We start from the raw sequence: 17,587 nt of genomic DNA, 5'->3' as shown, positions 1-17,587 counted from the left end.
GTAATGATACAGTAAACGGACAAGTTGCAACGATAGCCAACACCAATGTAACACCGGCAACGAACGGACCATTGAGTATTGATGTAGACGGAAACGTAACAGTAGCTCCAAACACAGCAAGCGGAACATATACTTTAACGTATGAGATCTGTGAGGCAGGTGCTACCCCAGCGAATTGTACAACAGCTACTGTAACTGTTGTGATTAATAACCCAACAATTGTAGCAGGTAACGATACTCTTCCAAGAACAGGAGGTAATGTTTTAGGCAACGATACATTAAATGGTCAGCCAGTTCCTGCAGGAATGATAGCAGTTACACCGGCAACAAATGGTCCATTAAGTATCGATGCAGCAGGTAATGTTACTGTTGCTCCAAATACGCCAAGTGGTACTTATACAATTGTTTATCAAATTTGTGAAGTTGGCGCTGTTCCAGCAAATTGTACTACAGCAATGGTAACCATCGTGATTTTTAATCCAATAGTTGCAGATAACAATGTATTCCCAGCTACTGGAGGTAATGTTACTGATAATGATACTTTAAACGGTCAACGTGTAACAGCAGCTACCACTGATGTGACTCCTGTAACTGACGGTCCGTTGAGTATTGATGCTGAAGGTAATTTAACAGTTGCTCCAAATACAACTGCAGGTACATATACCATTAGATATCAAATTTGTGAGACTGGTGCTGTACCAGCAAACTGTACCACTGCAACGGCAACAGTTGTGGTTCCAGAATCTCCTAAAATATCAATCATTAAAACAGCAGTGTTTAATGATGAAAATGGAGATGGTTTTGCTCAAGCAGGAGAAACTATTACTTACAGATTTGAAGTGACAAATTCAGGAAATGTTGTGTTGAATAACGTGGTTGTAACAGATAATCTACCAGGATTAATATTGACTGGTGCTCCAATTGCTGTTCTAAACATTAATGAAACCAATACTACTGCATACCAAGGAGTATACGCTTTAAAACAAAGTGATATTAATCTTGGTAGTGTCTCTAATCAAGCTCAAGTACGTGGAACTACTCCATTGGGAGTTGTTGTAACGGATCTTTCTGATGATTCAAGTACGGTTGATGATCGTCCTACCGTATTAGGAGTTAATGGCTGTCAAATTGAAGTGTTCAATGCCGTTATTCCAAATGGCGCAGGTGATAACAAAATATTTAGAATCAGAGGATTAGAATGTTATCAAGACAATAGAGTAGAAATATACAACCGTTGGGGTGTACTAGTATTTGAAAGAAACAGTTACAATAATGATGATAGAGCCTTTAGAGGTGTTTCAGAAGGAAGAGTAACTGTAAAACAATCTGAAGAACTGCCAGAAGGAACTTATTACTACATCTTGAAATACAAGGATAGTGCTGGTAATAATTTTGAAAAAGCAGGATACTTATACATCAATAGATAATCAACACTAATTTGCTAAGTCTAAAACGATAGAACATGAAAACAAAACTAATAGCTATTTTACTGTTGTTTACTGCCACAATAAGCGCGCAACAGGATGCTCAGTTTACACAATATATGTATAACACTATTAACGTGAATCCTGCTTATGCAGGATCACGTCAATCGATGAGTATTTTTGCATTGTATAGAACGCAATGGGTCGGCCTTGACGGTGCACCAGTAACAAACACTGCATCCATTAATTTTCCCATTAATGAGTCTAAAGTAGGACTTGGAGTATCGGTAATTAATGATAAAATCGGTCCTTCTGATGAGAGTAATTTGGCTGTTGATTTTTCATACTATATCAACACTTCTGAAGATTTTAAGTTGGCTTTTGGTATGAAAGCATCAGCGAATTTATTATCGGTTAATTTCAGTAAACTCAAACAATATGAAAATGTTCTAGAAGGCAACATTGATAATCGATTTTCTCCTAATATTGGAGTTGGATTGTATTGGTACTCTGACAACACGTATGTTGGTCTTTCGGCGCCAAATTTGCTAGAAACAAAACATTTTGATCGTACGGCAAGCCAAGGATCTACTTCTTACATCGCTCGCGAAAGAGTTAATTATTATCTTACAGCGGGTCATGTTTTTGATTTGACTTATAATCTAAAGTTTAAGCCTGCTATGATGACTAAGTTGGTTCAAGGTGCGCCATTACAAGTTGATTTGTCAGCCAATTTTATGTTTAATGAAAAGTTTACTGCAGGTGTCGCGTACAGATGGAGTGCTGCTTTAAGTGCATTAGTAGGTTTTCAAGTTTCTGACTCTTGGTTTATTGGCTATGGTTATGACCTAGAAACAACTCGTTTAGCTAATTACAACTCTGGTTCGCATGAGATTTTTCTACGTTATGAGATCTTTAATAAATACAACAGAATTACCTCTCCAAGATTCTTCTAAAATAAGTTCATTATGAAAACAAATATGAAATCCTACAGTCTCGCTTTTCTACTTGTATTGGTGGCCTTAAGTTCTTGGGGTCAGAATAAGGAAGTGATTCAAGCCGACAAAAAGTTCGACAATTATTCTTTTGTAGATGCCATCGCGACCTACGAAAAAGTTGCAGAAAAAGGCTATAAAGATGAAAAGATGTTCCGAAAATTGGGGGACTCTTATTATTTCATTGCTAATTTAGTAGCTGCAGAAAAATGGTACACTGAACTTTTTAATATGAACCAAGTTCAACAACCAGAATATTATTACCGCTACGCACAAACTTTAAAAGCTGTTGGTCAGTACGACAAAGCCAATGTGATACTTGAAAAATTTACTGCTGTAGCCGCTAATGATCAAAGAGCTAAGCTTTTCTCAAATCAAAAGGATTATTTAGAGGATATTAAAGCAAATTCAGGACGTTTTGAAGTTGCAGATGCAGGAATTAATTCGCCTTATTCTGATTATGGAAGTTCATTCTTAGATAATTCATTATTGTTCGCTTCAGCAAGAGATACTGGCGGAGTTGCAAAAAAAGTTTTCAAATGGAATAACGAGGCTTTTACAAATTTGTATATTGCTCCAGTTGATACAGATGGTAAGGCTAGTAATCCAAAACTATTTAACACAACAATTAATACTAAGTTTCATGAGTCGACTCCTGTTTTTACTAAAGACGGATCTACCATGTATTTTACCAGAAACAACTATTTAAACGGTAAAAAACAAAAAGATAAAAGTAGAGTAACCTTGCTCAAATTGTACAAAGCAACTAAGCAAGATGGTAAATGGGTCAATGTACAAGAGTTGCCATTTAACAGCAATGAATACAGTGTGGCACATCCTACATTGAGTTTGGATGAAAAACTATTATATTTTACATCTGATATGCCGGGTACAAAAGGATTGTCAGATTTATGGTATGTTACTATTAACTCTGATGATAGTTATGGAACTCCTCAGAACTTAGGTATCTCAATTAACACTGAAGGGCGCGAAACTTTTCCGTTTATCGCTGCCGACAACACATTGTATTTTGCTAGTGACGGTCATCCTGGTTTAGGAGGTTTAGATGTATTTAGTTCTAAAGTAAATGCGTCAAATACTGTTGATGGAGTCCAAAACATTGGAGCGCCAATAAACAGTTCCAAAGATGATTTTGCTTTGTTGATGAATGCTAATAAAACAAAAGGTTTCTTTACTTCAAATAGAGAAGGTGGTTTAGGATCTGATGATATTTATACTTTTTCAGCTTTGCCCGTTCCCGTTTGTGAGCAATTACTAACCGGTATTATAACTGATCAAGAAAGTGGACAAGTTCTGGCCAATGCCAAAGTGAGTTTGTTTGATAGCTCTTTTAAACTGATTAAAGAAGTTACGGTTGGTAATGATGGTGCTTATTCATTTGCAATTGACTGTGGAAAATCGTATTATTTACGTGGAGAAAAAGCAGATTACGAAACTAAAGAACAAATGGTAGCTATTGCGAAAACGTCTGGCGAAACCAAACAGCCTTTAGCGCTTGAACCGCGTCAAAAACGTGTTGATGTAGGCACTGATTTGGCCAAAACATTAGATATTCCAATTTTGTACTTTGATTTAGATAAATCATTTATCAGAAAAGATGCAGCCTTTGAATTAGAGAAGGTATTAGCAGTTATGCAGCAATACCCAAAAATGAAAATTGATATTAGATCTCATACCGATTGTAGACAAACGGTTGCTTATAACCAAGCATTATCTGATAGAAGAGCAAAATCTACAAAGGCTTGGCTGATCAAAAACGGCATAGACGCAAATAGATTAACTGCAAAAGGATACGGCGAATCGCAGCTTGTTAATGATTGTGGATGTGAACCAACGAACAAATCAAACTGTACAGAGGAACAACATCAAGCCAATCGTAGAAGTGAATTTGTTATTATTTCTATGGATTAAAAATACAAGAAACGCTAAGCGTGTTAAAAGCAAAACCCCGTTGATACAATTCAACGGGGTTTTTTTAACTAATCAATTTTCAACCAAACCAAACTATTTATTTCTATTAAGAACTATTGCTGTATTTGCAGCTACTTTTGCTTCGATAGCGCTCGTATTGCGGTCGCTTCTGAAATAGTACGTGTCATCGTTTTTAGACTCGTAGCGGTCATCATAGTCGCCTTTACTGCCATAAACGGAACGACCTCCTTTTACAGAACCAATAAGATCAACAATTTGTCCACGTCTGTTGTAAATAATTTCTAAACCACCTACGCGCTCTAAGGCATAACGGTTGTAAGACATGAATACAGAGCCTATTCGCTTTACACGGTCAAAGGCATCATAGTTTATAAAAACATTGCCCACTTGGCGAACACGACCCAAATTATCGTGAGAAACGCGTACTCCATAATCTCCTTTTCGATTATTCACCGGAGCGCCATACGTTTTGTTAGTACCGCGACTTGGGGCTGTTCTGTAAGACATACCGCCTTTGGCATCTGGTCGTGTATTAAAATCTATTTGCCCATCAGGGAATACATAAAATTCGATACCGCGTTCTATAAACACAATTGGATCTTCATTATTGAAATCGATAATTGATTTTCCACCAATGCTAGAAGTTGTTGTTGCAGTGGCCGTAGCGATACCGCCTCCCAAAACAAAGCAACTTGCAACTAAAAGAGTAATTTTTTTCATGATATTTCATTTTTTGATTGGTACCTACTCGTTAGCTTTTCGGTTGCCGCTTTAAACTTATTTGATAAGAGATATTCAAGTAGCGTGCCAAAAAAAATATTGCTGTAGTGCTGATTTATTTTAGTTAAGGAAATAAGCTTTAAAGCGCTGTATTTTAGCTTTTAAAATCTTAACGCTGTCTGAATTTTTGATTTTAGTAAAAAGATATTTTTTAGTTGACCTATTGTTGAAAGGGATATCAGGTATATTTTTTCTACTTTGTTAATTATTTTCAAAACGAAAAAACCGACCTGCATCTATCAAGAGCAGGTCGGTTTTGTGTTAAATAAGAATGATCTATTATTTAGTGTTCGCTCACTTCTCTGTGGTCGTAATCAGCAACCATTTCAGCTTCATAATCTACCTTTTCTCCTTTAGAAACTCTGTTTATGATTTTCTCCATAATTTGGTAAATTACAGGAACCACAACAAGCGTTAAGAATAATGAAGATATTAATCCACCAATAATTACCCAAGCCAGACCGTTTTTCCATTCGGCTCCAGCTCCTGATGCTAATGCAATTGGGAACATACCAAAAACCATCGCAATTGTGGTCATCAAAATAGGACGTAGCCTTGCATGATTGGCTTGAATCAAGGCCGTTCTTACTGTTTCACCAGCTTTACGTCTTTGGTTGGTGTAATCTACCAACATGATCGCGTTTTTACAAACCAAACCAATAAGCATGATAATACCCAAAATGGTAAATATGTTCAATGTATTATTGGTCAAAGCCAAGGCCAACATGGCACCAATAAACGAAAGCGGAATGGCAAACAATACCACAAATGGATGCACAAAACTGTCATATAACGAAACCATTACCAAATAAACCAAAATAATAGCTGCTAATAATGCAATTCCTAGCGTTCCAAAACCTTCAGCTTGGTTTTCTTGATCACCACCCCAAATGTAATTTACCCCAACAGGTTTTTTGAGCTTATCAATTTTTTCTTGCCACATTCCTACAATGGTACCAGAGGCAACTCCTACGTTTTGACCCTTCACCGTTACCGATGCTGATTTGTCTCTACGCTCTAATTGACTTGGTCCAGAACCTTCGGTTACGGTCGCAAATTGATTCAATTTAATTTGCTGACCCATATCGTTTATGAAGATCAAGTTACTTACATCAGCAATACTTTTTCTGTCAAAAGCGTTGTATTTAATGTTGATGTCGTACTCGTATTCACCCGCTCTGAAACGTCCGTCAGTATTTCCGCTAAACGCCGTTTGCATGGTGATACCTACTGTTTGTAAGCTCAATCCAAGAGCAGCCATTTTATCACGATCTACTTTTACGTTTACTTCTGGATTACCGTCCTCTACAGACAATTCAATTTCGGTAGCTCCAGGAATTGTACGTAATTCTTTTTCGGCCGCTTTCGCAAAAAGCATAGCGCTAGCTACATCGGGTCCAGTTACAATTAAATTCAAAGTAGCATCTTCCGCAGTACCTAAAATACCAACAGGAACTGTTTTTACCTTGGCACCCACTAAAACTTTTTCTAGTTTACGTTTGGTCTTAGCTGCATATACATTTGCAGGTTCATCACGTTTGTCTAAACCTACCATTTTCACGTTGATTTCTGCTTTGTATGCCGTAGCTTGTGAAGCACCTAATCCAGTACTGTTTTGACCTACGGTTGTAATTTGACTAAAAACATAGGCTTCTTTAGACAAGAAATCTTCTGCTTTTTGAGTCATGAAATTGGTCTGTTCCAATGACGCGTCTTTTGGCATTTCTATTTGAACTAAGAACTCACCACTATCAGAAGCTGCAAAGAATTCTCCACCAATGAATCCACCACCTAATAAACTAATCATCGATCCAAAGAAGATCACAACTATAATCACTAAGGTTTTTACATAATGATCCAAACACCATTCTAATAATCTAGAGATCCAGTTTGTAAAACGAGTCAAGTAACTTTCAAACCCAAGAATGATTCTTCCAAAAAGGTTTTTACCAGTAATGTGCTCTAATCTACCGTATCTTGAAGACAACCAAGGAATAATAGTAAACGATGCTACCAATGATAACAAGGTTGAGATAATTACAGTTACACAAAATTGCGTGATAATGTTTGATACTAAACCTGTACTCATAGCGATAGGTAAAAATACTACCACAATTACCAAGGTAATCGATACTACGGTTCCACCAATTTCGGCAGTACCATCATAAGCCGCTCGCACTTTATTCTTGCCCATTTCCATGTGCCTATAAATATTTTCGAGTACCACAATGGCATCATCCACCAAGATACCTACCACAAGAGACAAACCTAATAAACTCATTAAGTTTAAGGTATAACCCATCAAATAAATCCCGATAAATGTTGCAATTAATGAAGCCGGAATAGATACCATTACGATCAATGAGTTTCTGATACTGTGCAAGAAAAACAACATTACAAGCGCCACAAGAAGTACGGCAATAAGTAAATCATGCACTACTGCGTCAGCCGCTTCAAGTGTAAAAACAGTACTGTCCTTAGCTACTGCAAGTTTTAGACCTACTGGTTTGTAATCCGTTTCAAGTTTAGCAATGGCTTTCACCAATTCCTCACTTACCGCAACCGCATTCGCATCAGATTGTTTGATAATCTGTAAGATGATGGCGCTTTTTCGGTTCACACGTGCAACTTTCTCAGTGATTTTTTGGGTATCCTGTACGTCAGCAATATCACCAAGGCGCACTTGAATGCCATTTCTAGAGGAAACAATTAGGTTTCTTAATTCGTCAACATTTTTGTATTTTCCAGCTAAACGAATTAATATTTTTTGCTCACGAGTTTGAATGTTTCCGGTAGGGAAATCTAAATTAGAGGAAAGAATATTTTGTTGTACTTGCGGAATAGAAAGTCCGTAGGCCTGCATTTTTACTGCATCCAGATTCACTTGAATTTCACGTTCTTGACCACCAATAATATTTACCTGAGCCACACCTTCAACACGTGAAATAACAGGAGCTAATTTTTTGTCAACAAGATCGTAAAAAGCTACCTCGTCCATGTTTCCATTGGCACCAAGAGTCATAATTGGTAAATCACTCAAGGAGAATTTGGTCAATGAGGGTGTTTCTACATCATCAGGAAGTTCCCCTAAAACGGCATTTATTTTTCGTTGCGCATCGTTCATCGAAATATTAACATCGGCTGTAGAAGTCAATGTGATCGATACGGTTGATAAACTTTCGTACGACTTAGAGTCTATTTTTTTAATGTTTTCAAGAGAGGCAATCGCGTCCTCAATTTTTTTAGTAACGGTATTTTCTACCTCACTAGGCGATGCTCCAGGGTAAATGGTAGCGATGGTAATTACATTAGTTTCAAATTTTGGAATCAATTCGTAACCCAAATTACTGTAACTGAACAGTCCACCAAGGGTCAGAATTGTAAACAATACAATTACCAACGAGGGACGTTTTATGGATATTTCTGCTAATTTCATAAGTTGTTTTTCTTTATGACTTTAAGACTTTCGACTTTAAGACTTATTTAATAACCTCCACTTTGGTTCCGTCTTGTAAATTGATTTGTCCGGTTACAATTACTTGGTCACCATCTTCAAGACCGTTTAAAATTTCGACTTTATCGCCTAGAATTTTACCCGCAGTTACCGTTTTTAATTTTGCAGCTCCATTTTCAATTACAAATATTTGATTACTGCTTACACTACCTACAAAGGCATTTCTAGGAACAATTTTCAAAGCTTGTTTTTGTTGGTTTGAGGCAAATGCAGCCGTACCATACATTCCAGCTTTTAAATCTTTAGTGGCATTATTTGTAATTTCAATTTCCACAGGAAAATTCAATGATTGATCTGCTTTTGCAGCGATAAAAGTAATTTTTCCTGAGAATGATTTATCTGGATAAACACTCGCAGTTACATTAACTGAATTACCAACTTTTAAAGTAGCAACTTGACTTTCGTTTACGCTTACATTTAATTTTAACTTGGAAACGTTTACAATGTCAAATAATTCAGTAGCAGGCATTCCTGTAATGATAGAACCTACTTCAATATATTTTTTATTGATGAATCCGCTTATTGGAGCTTTGATTCTAGTATCTCCTACGTTGATGTTTGCTTGTGTTAATTGCGATTTAGCATTTACCATTTGAAGTTTGGCTTGGTCTAACTGTTGTTTAGTCACACCACCTGTTTTGAATGCGTTTTCAAATCGGTTGTAATCAGCAACTGCATTTTGGTAAACGGCATTTGCATTTTGTGCGTTTACATTCACAACATCACTACGTACAATAGCAAGAGTTTGTCCTACGCTCACATAATCACCTTCTTTGGCTAGTATTTTGGTTATTTTACCTGATTTTTCAGCTGAGAATTTTAATTCTTGCACAGGTTCAAAATTTCCGTTTGAAACAAAGTCAAGAGAAACAACTTCTGTTTTTACAACCTCAGTTCGCACGGATACTGTTGCATTTTTTTCAGCAACGATAGCTGTTTTGGCTTCGTTTTCTTTTTTGTTATTGGTTAAAATATATCCAATTACACCTAAACTGCCTATGATGATAACAGCGGTAATTATAATTTTTTTCATGGTATTAGTTATTTATAAGTGATTTTAGTTCTCCTTTAGATTTGATTAATTGTATTTCGGCTAGTTTGTAATCTAACAAAGCCGATGTGTAATTGTTTTGAGCCACAACAAGTTCACTTTCTGCTTCAAGTAAATCAGTAAGTGATGCTAAGCCTTGAATGTAGTTGTTGTTGGTATTTGTTAAAACTTCTTGAGCAAGTTTTGCGTTCTCTTTTTGATTGTTGATCGATACAATACTATTTTCGATTTGCGTTTTTGCATTGCTGTATTCTAAATCCAATGCAAGTTTGGTTTCTTCCAAATCTACTTTTATCGAAGCAAGTTTGTTACTAGCTTGGCTTACTCTTGCTTTTGTTCCAAATCCTGAAAAGATTGGCACGCGTAAATTTAAACCTACTGAAGCAAAGTCTGACCAATAAACGCCATCTGATGGTTTTTTGAACCAAGGCATCTCTGGACCTTGACCGATGAAGTTATATCCACCCGTAAGCGATAAACTTGGATAATAAGCCGCTTCAATAGATTTTTTCTGGTACTCTAGTAATTGTTCGTTCTTTTTAAGTAACAAATATTCTGTTCTGGTTGTTGTATCCGGAGCTAGTGAAAGTGCGCTTGGAGTAACTTCAAATTCAGTTTCTGGAATAGAAATATTTGTATCAATAGCTAAGCCTATAAAAAATTTCAAAGCGTTTTCTTGTAGCGTAACAGCGTTCAGAGTTTGCTGGCGAAGTGTATTGATGTTAGAAATACGAACTAAGGTTCTATCCAAATCAATTTTTTTAGCTAGTCCGTTATTAAATTGTCCTTGAATGATGTCCTTAACTTTAAGAGTGTTTTTAAGGTTGTTATCCAATACAGTTAAGTTTTGACGTGTTATATAAACTTGGTAATAAGCATTGGCTACGCGCTCTATAACTTGCTCTTCAGTCAATTGTGCATTTATTTGGTAAAACTCACGTGTAGATTTTGCCGCCTTCAAACCTATGAAAACAGCTTGATCATATAAAGCCTGATTAAGAGAAATTCCTGCAGTTGAATTCCATTTTTGACCAAAAGCAGCTTGAATTGTAGTGCCAGGTTGACCAAAACCAGCTCCGTCAATTACAGTAGTTTGTAAAATTGGGTTGTAGTTTAAGCTACCATTTGCTGCAATTTGAGGCAAAGCTCTTGAACGTACTTCTTGAATTTCGTACTCTCCTCTTTCAACTTGTAATCTTGCCTTTTTTGCATCGGCTTTGTTTTCAAGTGCGTACGTAATAGCATCTTTTAGGGTGAGACTTTTTATTTCTTGTGCTTGTATGCCTAAGGAAAGCAGCACGGTCATTAATATTATCGTTTTTCTCATTTTTATGTAATTGGATTTAGTAAATTTCTATTTAGTTCAGTAATTCCTTTTTCTGTTGCCATTGCGCGAGTATGATATTCTAAGGCTTGCATTTCAAGAGCAAAGGCTTCTCGTTCTGATTTAATGTTTTCGTTGATAGAAAATATCAATGAATAATAAAAATCAACGTAGGCATCAATATTAATTTCTTTACGGTAATATCCTTGTTCAATACCTTTAACTATGTTTCTTTTAAAACAAGCTTGGCACATTTCTATTTGTACCTGATGTACTTTTTGATACACTTCCGGATAGTGCTTTTTTAATTGATATACTGGCGAAGTATCGGTGGATTTGAACATTTCGTCAAACATACGTCTGATTTCAAAGTTTTCTTGAATGGCATTAAAATCTTGTGAGGTAACGTTGTTTATCAAATTATTCACATCTGAATGCAGTACTTGAACACTTTCTTCTATTAACAATTCTTTATTTGCAAAGTACTTGTAAATAGTTTTTTTTGAGATGCACATTTCTCCTGCAATGTCATCCATGGTGATGCTTTTAAAACCTAGTTTTAAAAACAAATCCTTCGCTGTAGCTATAATTTTCTCTTTCATGATTTGGTTTCTTTGTTGCTATAGTCGTATTAATAAAATCTTCTCTAGTTTATATGTCTAGCTTGAAAATCGGTGCAAATGTAATCAGGAAACTATAAAAACTAAAATAGTTTCTTGTTTGTTGTTGATAATTTAACATTCATAACTACAGTTACTTAAATGCAAAATTCTAAGTTGGCAATCAATTTAATATCTTGTCCTAGTGCGATTCCGTTCGAATGATGGAATGCGTTGTAGGTAAGTCCAAAATCTTTTCTATTGATGTTGGCTGTAATTTCAAAAGCAGCTTTTTTACTTCCGTTGTGCGCATCAACACCGATAAAAGCAGCATCTAACTCTACTGGTTTTGTTATGTTCTTGATGGTTAAATTACCTTTAAGAAAGTTAATGTTTGGAGTAACTTTTTCAAATGAAGTCGACTGAAAACTAATCAGTGGATATTCTGTTACATCAAACAAATCATTCATTTTTAAGTGGGTATCTATTTGCTCAAGCTTACTGTGCTTGTTAGCAACATCTAGCGAAAAAGCGATTGAGGCATCTTCTAATTGGTCATCGTTCAGGTCAATATGCCCGTCAAAATTATTTACTGTTCCCGCTAAATAAGCAATTATCGAATGCCTCATTTTAATCTGTACATCAGATTGTGCTGCATCTATTTTCCAAGTAGTTTTCATAATGAGGGGTTGGTTTAGGTGAAAAAATGTGCGCAATACTTTTTAAAATTCAGTTTCACGAAGCACTTTTTTTTCGATGCAAATGTATATCGGAAACTTTGAATACCAAAATAGTTTCCTGTGTTTTTTGATTTATTTAACATTTGAGTAACTTTAACATTTTAGCTAGTTTAAAGATTTTTGAGTTTCTTTGTGCAAGCAAAAGCTTCGGTTGCACCAAACCGCTTATTTTGCAGTTGTAACCGATAAACAAAATACGAATGCACACCATTTCTCAATATCAGGAGTTTTTAGCCGACTATTTGCAATCGCAATACGAGACCAAAGAGCCAAGAAATTTATATGAACCTATTCATTATATTCTTGATTTGGGAGGTAAACGCATGCGCCCAGTGTTGACCTTAATGAGCGCTGAGATTTTTGGTGCCGATTATAAAAATGCACTTCCAGCAGCATTGGCAGTTGAGGTTTTTCATAATTTTTCGTTAGTACATGACGATATTATGGATGACGCACCTTTGCGAAGAGGAAATGAAACGGTACATGAAAAATGGAACATCAACACCGGAATTTTATCTGGTGATGCGATGCTTATTTTGGCCTATCAATATTTTGAGCAGTACGAGCCTGTCATTTTTAGAGACTTAGCCAAGTTGTTCAGTAAAACAGCTCTTGAGGTTTGCGAAGGACAGCAATGGGATGTTGATTTCGAAGAGCGCACTGATGTTACCCTTGAGGAATACTTGAAAATGATTCAATATAAAACAGCGGTTTTAGTAGCTGCTGCCATGAAAATGGGCGCCATTATAGCTGAAACATCTGCTGAAAATGCCAATTTAATCTACGATTTTGGTTTAAATTTAGGTTTGGCTTTTCAATTGCAAGATGATTATTTAGATGCCTTTGGGAATCCGGAAACTTTCGGGAAACAAGTGGGAGGTGACATCATCGAAAATAAGAAAACCTATTTGTATCTGAAAGCGGTTGCTTTTTCTGCAGAAAAAGAAGCGCAAGAACTACGTGATTTATTCGCTATTCAATTAGAAGATAATACCGATAAAATTGAGCGTGTAAAAGAATTATTCAATGCTTCAGGAGCATCAAAAGCTACTCAAGATGCCATACAAGACTACACTTTTAAAGCATTTCAAATGTTAGATCAATTGAATGTTAGTGCCGATAAAAAAGCGATGCTTAAAGCATTTGGTGAAAACCTAATGGGAAGAAAAGTTTAATTTAATTTCAATAATCGATAGCAATGTTGGTTTTGGAAATTGCTATTTGAAATTGAATAATAAGTAAATTGTGCCTAAAACCAATATTGAAAATTACTACGGCTATTGAAATTTTAAAAATATGTTTATAGTTCCAAAAAATACAGATTTACTTCTTGCCGAGGCCTCGGCAGATAACTTGTATTTGCAATTGGTTGAACAGCTCAATAAAGATTTTAATCTTGCCAATGAAGCGGTTGATTTTCCCAAAAGCATCACTCCAGAAGAGCTGAAAATTCAGTTGCATGAAAAAATTTACCGACTCATCCAGTATAAATTTGCCGAATATTTAAACCTGCTTTATATTATTGATGTAGCCGAAGATGAAGTTAAAAAACTAGACGGATCTGATTTGGTGCAGCTTGCAGAGCAAATTTCATTCTTAGTTTTAAAAAGAGAATGGCAAAAAGTTTGGTTCAGAAATAAGTACCGATAATTGTTTTTAAACTTAAAAGTAAAAACGTACGAAAGGCATAAACGCACTGCCGTATAAGTTGTTTTTATCCTCAATAACATTGTATCGAACACCTACAGTAGCATTACCAGAACGATATCCCGCACCCACAAACAAAGCTGTGTTCCAAAAATTTTCTGATGGAGTAGTATTGCCATCAAAACGAAGGTTTACACGCAGTTGCTCAACCTCTGCTGATAATTGAATTTCAGGAATTGGATTTAAAAGTCCAATAGCACTTGCGCCATAAAGATGTGAAGTGTAGAAATCTTTTTGTCTCAAAAATTTGTATTGAAGTCCCGCACCCAAAGCGACATACTCATTTACATTATAAATGGCGCTCGGTGCAAGGACAATATCGGTAAAGCCAGTTCCAAATCCCAAACCAACAGCACCACCAAATTGTACATGATCCCAAAATTTAGGTTCATTTTGCACGGAGGTAGTATTTTGTTGTCCAAAAACTGCGTTGCAAGAAAAAACTAAAAAAAGTAAAAAGATAGTATTGAATGTATTCAAAATGCAAGATTTAGTCATGAGTTTCTGGTTTTTTAACAATTATCAATGTAAAAGTATCTTAAAATAAATTATAAATTTATTGTATTATCGTACTTTTGCAAAACTATTTTAACAAAAAAAGTATATTCACTAAATATTATGGATAGGTTTTCATTTTTAAACGCAGCACACACAGAATTTTTCGCCCAGTTATACGATCAATATTTAGAGAATCCAGATAGCGTAGAGCCAAGTTGGAGGAGTTTTTTTCAAGGTTTTGACTTTGGAATGACCACCTATAACGAAGAAAATCCTGCATCACAAATAGCAAACTTTGCCGCAAATAATGCTGATGTAAGTTTAGTTTCAGATAAAATACATAAAGAATTTAATGTTCTTAAATTAATTGACGGCTACCGTACTCGCGGACATTTGTTTACCAAAACAAACCCAGTGCGTGAAAGACGTGTTTCCTCTCCTAATTTAGATTATACTAATTTTGGATTGTCAGCATCAGACTTAAATACGATTTTTGATGCGGCAAAAGTCATCCACATCCAGCCATGTACTTTACAGGAAATCATCAACCATTTGGATGCGATTTACTGCCAGCATATTGGAATCGAGTACATGTATATTCGTAATCCAGAAGTGGTTTCTTGGATCCAGAATAAATTGGGTGTTAATGACAATCAACCAAAATTTTCATTAGACGAAAAGAAAAAAATCCTCAATAAATTAAATCAAGCAGTTTCTTTCGAAAACTTTTTGCATACCAAATATGTAGGTCAAAAACGATTTTCATTAGAAGGAGGAGAGTCTATCATTCCAGCCCTTGATGCTTTAATCGAAAAAGCAGCCGAAAAAGGAGTGGAGCAGTTCGTTATGGGTATGGCGCACCGCGGGCGTTTGAACGTTTTAGCAAACATCTTCGGTAAATCTACTCAAGATATTTTCAGCGAGTTCGATGGTAAAGATTACGACCAAGAGTATTTTGATGGTGACGTAAAATACCACTTAGGCTTAACAGCTGATAAAGAAACAAGCTCAGGTAAAAAAATCAACATTAATTTGGCTCCAAACCCTTCGCATCTTGAAACAGTAGGTGCGGTTATTGAGGGAATCACAAGAGCCAAACAAGATAAATATTTCGCAGATGATTTCTCAAAAGTATTGCCAATTGCAGTACACGGAGATGCGGCTATCGCTGGTCAAGGTATTTTGTACGAAATTGTTCAAATGGCTCAACTTGATGGTTACAAAACCGGAGGGACCATTCATATTGTAATTAACAATCAAGTAGGTTTTACAACCAACTACCAAGATGCAAGATCATCAACGTATTGTACGGATGTGGCAAAAGTTACCCTTTCGCCAGTATTGCACGTAAATGCAGATGATGCAGAGGCAGTGGTGCACGCCATGTCATTTGCTTTAGATTTCAGAATGGAATTTGGTCGCGACGTATTTATTGATTTATTAGGATATAGAAAATACGGTCACAACGAAGGTGATGAACCTCGATTCACGCAGCCTGTGTTGTACAAAATCATTGCTAAACACAAAAATCCAAGAGACCTTTACATGGATAAATTACTTGCTGATGGAGTAATTGATGCTAGTTATGTAAAAGGGTTGGAGCAAGAATACAAATCGGATTTAGATCAAAATTTAGAAGCTTCGCGCAAAAAAGATTTGACCATCATCACACCATTCATGCAAAACGAATGGAGCGGTTTTGAGCAAGTATCCAATGATGTGATGCTTCAAAAATTTGATACAAAAGTCGAGAAAGCTACATTGGATTCTATTATTGAAACCGTATCGAGCTTACCAAAAGATAAAAAGTTCATCAACAAGATCAATAAAATTGTAACCGACAGAAAAACAGGTTACGATAACAATACCATCGATTGGGGTACTGCAGAAACATTAGCTTACGGTTCTTTATTAACCGAAGGTTTTGATGTTCGTATTTCTGGTCAAGATGTAGAGCGTGGTACTTTTTCTCACCGTCATGCAGTGGTAAAAGTCGAAGATTCTGAGGAAGAAGTAGTGCTTTTAGATCATATTGCAAACAAAAAAGGAAATTTCCGCATATTCAATTCTTTCCTTTCTGAGTACGGAGTTTTAGGTTTTGATTACGGATACGCATTGGCTAACCCGAACGCATTAACTATTTGGGAAGCACAGTTTGGAGATTTCTCTAACGGTGCGCAAATTATGATTGACCAATACATTTCTTGTGGGGAAGACAAATGGAACAACCAAAACGGAATTGTATTGCTATTGCCTCACGGTTACGAAGGGCAAGGAGCAGAGCACTCTTCAGCAAGAATGGAGCGTTACCTTCAATTGTGCGCGCGTCACAACATGTACGTGGCTGATTGTACAACGCCAGCCAACTTTTTTCACTTGTTAAGACGTCAAATGAAAACCAAATTTCGCAAACCGCTTGTGGTGTTTTCACCAAAAAGTTTGTTGCGTGACCCAAGATGTGTTTCTACCGTTGAGGACCTTGCAAACGGAGAATTCCAAGAAACTATTGATGATAATACAGTTGACAAAGCGGCTGTAAAAACTTTGGTGTTTTGTACCGGTAAATTCTATTATGATATCACCGCCGAGCGCGAAAACAACCAGCGTACTGATGTTGCAGTAGTGCGTATAGAGCAATTGTTTCCGCTACCAGTAGAGCAATTAAAAGCAATTATCGCTCAATATCCTAATGCTGACGATTATGTTTGGGCACAAGAAGAGCCTAAAAACATGGGGGCTTACAGCTATATGTTGATGAATTTTGATTTGGTAAAATGGAGATTGGCTTCGTTAAAAGCGTATGCGGCACCAGCTGCGGGTAGTTATACCAGAGCAAAACGTCGTCACGCAGATGCCATCAGAATGGTTTTTGATAAAGATTTATTTAGATAATAAGGAGCTATTTCCTGCTCTGCGCTAAATCTTTTCCTAGCTAAAGAAGCTAGAAAAAGGATATCGCTTCGATCAGGGCTAGAAAAAATCCAAGCACGATTCACAAAAGG

13 protein-coding genes are annotated in these 17,587 nt (G+C 36.3%); 6 read left to right on the top strand and 7 right to left on the bottom strand.

Annotated features, from left to right (window positions below; all coding sequences use genetic code 11):
• The 3 genes from L1S34_RS11295 to L1S34_RS11285 form a co-directional block, all read left to right on the top strand.
• Nucleotides 1-1,427 (top strand): gliding motility-associated C-terminal domain-containing protein (locus tag L1S34_RS11295; RefSeq protein WP_236364097.1); only part of this gene is annotated, 1,427 nt, incomplete at its 5' end.
• A 35-nt stretch (nt 1,428-1,462) separates the two neighbouring features.
• Entirely contained in the window at nt 1,463-2,380 is a 918-nt protein-coding gene (locus L1S34_RS11290) for a PorP/SprF family type IX secretion system membrane protein (protein WP_166135558.1), read from the top strand.
• Nucleotides 2,381-2,392: 12 nt separating this feature from the next.
• Nucleotides 2,393-4,351, top strand: a complete 1,959-nt coding sequence (locus L1S34_RS11285; protein ID WP_236364096.1) for an OmpA family protein — start codon at nt 2,393-2,395, stop codon at nt 4,349-4,351.
• Between the two features lie 93 nt (nt 4,352-4,444).
• Here the strand turns inward: L1S34_RS11285 and L1S34_RS11280 are convergent, their stop codons facing one another.
• The 6 genes from L1S34_RS11280 to L1S34_RS11255 form a co-directional block, all read right to left on the bottom strand.
• The gene (locus L1S34_RS11280; RefSeq protein WP_236364095.1) at nt 4,445-5,092 is read right to left on the bottom strand and encodes a hypothetical protein; all 648 of its coding nucleotides are present in this window, start codon (nt 5,090-5,092) and stop codon (nt 4,445-4,447) included.
• Nucleotides 5,093-5,435: 343 nt separating this feature from the next.
• The gene (locus tag L1S34_RS11275) at nt 5,436-8,588 is read right to left on the bottom strand and encodes an efflux RND transporter permease subunit (protein ID WP_236364094.1); all 3,153 of its coding nucleotides are present in this window, start codon (nt 8,586-8,588) and stop codon (nt 5,436-5,438) included.
• Nucleotides 8,589-8,631: 43 nt separating this feature from the next.
• Nucleotides 8,632-9,699, bottom strand: a complete 1,068-nt coding sequence (locus tag L1S34_RS11270; RefSeq protein WP_166135567.1) for an efflux RND transporter periplasmic adaptor subunit — start codon at nt 9,697-9,699, stop codon at nt 8,632-8,634.
• 4 nt (nt 9,700-9,703) lie between these two features.
• A complete protein-coding gene (locus tag L1S34_RS11265) occupies nt 9,704-11,044 on the bottom strand; it encodes a TolC family protein (protein ID WP_236364093.1) in 1,341 nt (446 codons plus the stop codon).
• Between the two features lie 2 nt (nt 11,045-11,046).
• Nucleotides 11,047-11,643, bottom strand: coding sequence for a TetR/AcrR family transcriptional regulator (locus tag L1S34_RS11260; RefSeq protein ID WP_236364092.1), 597 nt, complete (start codon nt 11,641-11,643; stop codon nt 11,047-11,049).
• A 155-nt stretch (nt 11,644-11,798) separates the two neighbouring features.
• Entirely contained in the window at nt 11,799-12,320 is a 522-nt protein-coding gene (locus L1S34_RS11255) for a YceI family protein (RefSeq protein ID WP_236364091.1), read from the bottom strand.
• A 260-nt stretch (nt 12,321-12,580) separates the two neighbouring features.
• Here L1S34_RS11255 and L1S34_RS11250 point away from each other — a divergent pair, with 260 nt between their 5' ends.
• Nucleotides 12,581-13,555, top strand: a complete 975-nt coding sequence (locus L1S34_RS11250) for a polyprenyl synthetase family protein (protein ID WP_236364090.1) — start codon at nt 12,581-12,583, stop codon at nt 13,553-13,555.
• A 121-nt stretch (nt 13,556-13,676) separates the two neighbouring features.
• A complete protein-coding gene (locus tag L1S34_RS11245) occupies nt 13,677-14,030 on the top strand; it encodes a hypothetical protein (protein WP_166135583.1) in 354 nt (117 codons plus the stop codon).
• Between the two features lie 12 nt (nt 14,031-14,042).
• Here L1S34_RS11245 and L1S34_RS11240 read toward each other — a convergent pair whose 3' ends face one another.
• Nucleotides 14,043-14,585 carry a hypothetical protein gene (locus L1S34_RS11240; RefSeq protein WP_166135586.1) on the bottom strand — a complete coding sequence of 181 codons (543 nt, stop codon included), beginning with the start codon at nt 14,583-14,585 and terminating at the stop codon, nt 14,043-14,045.
• A gap of 120 nt (nt 14,586-14,705) precedes the next feature.
• Here L1S34_RS11240 and L1S34_RS11235 point away from each other — a divergent pair, with 120 nt between their 5' ends.
• A complete protein-coding gene (locus tag L1S34_RS11235) occupies nt 14,706-17,477 on the top strand; it encodes a 2-oxoglutarate dehydrogenase E1 component (protein ID WP_236364089.1) in 2,772 nt (923 codons plus the stop codon).
• Nucleotides 17,478-17,587: the final 110 nt, after the last annotated feature.

The sequence above is a fragment of the Flavobacterium sp. K77 genome (assembly GCF_021608205.1).
GTDB lineage: Bacteria > Bacteroidota > Bacteroidia > Flavobacteriales > Flavobacteriaceae > Flavobacterium > Flavobacterium turcicum.
This window is presented reverse-complemented; position numbering and strand designations above follow the sequence as displayed.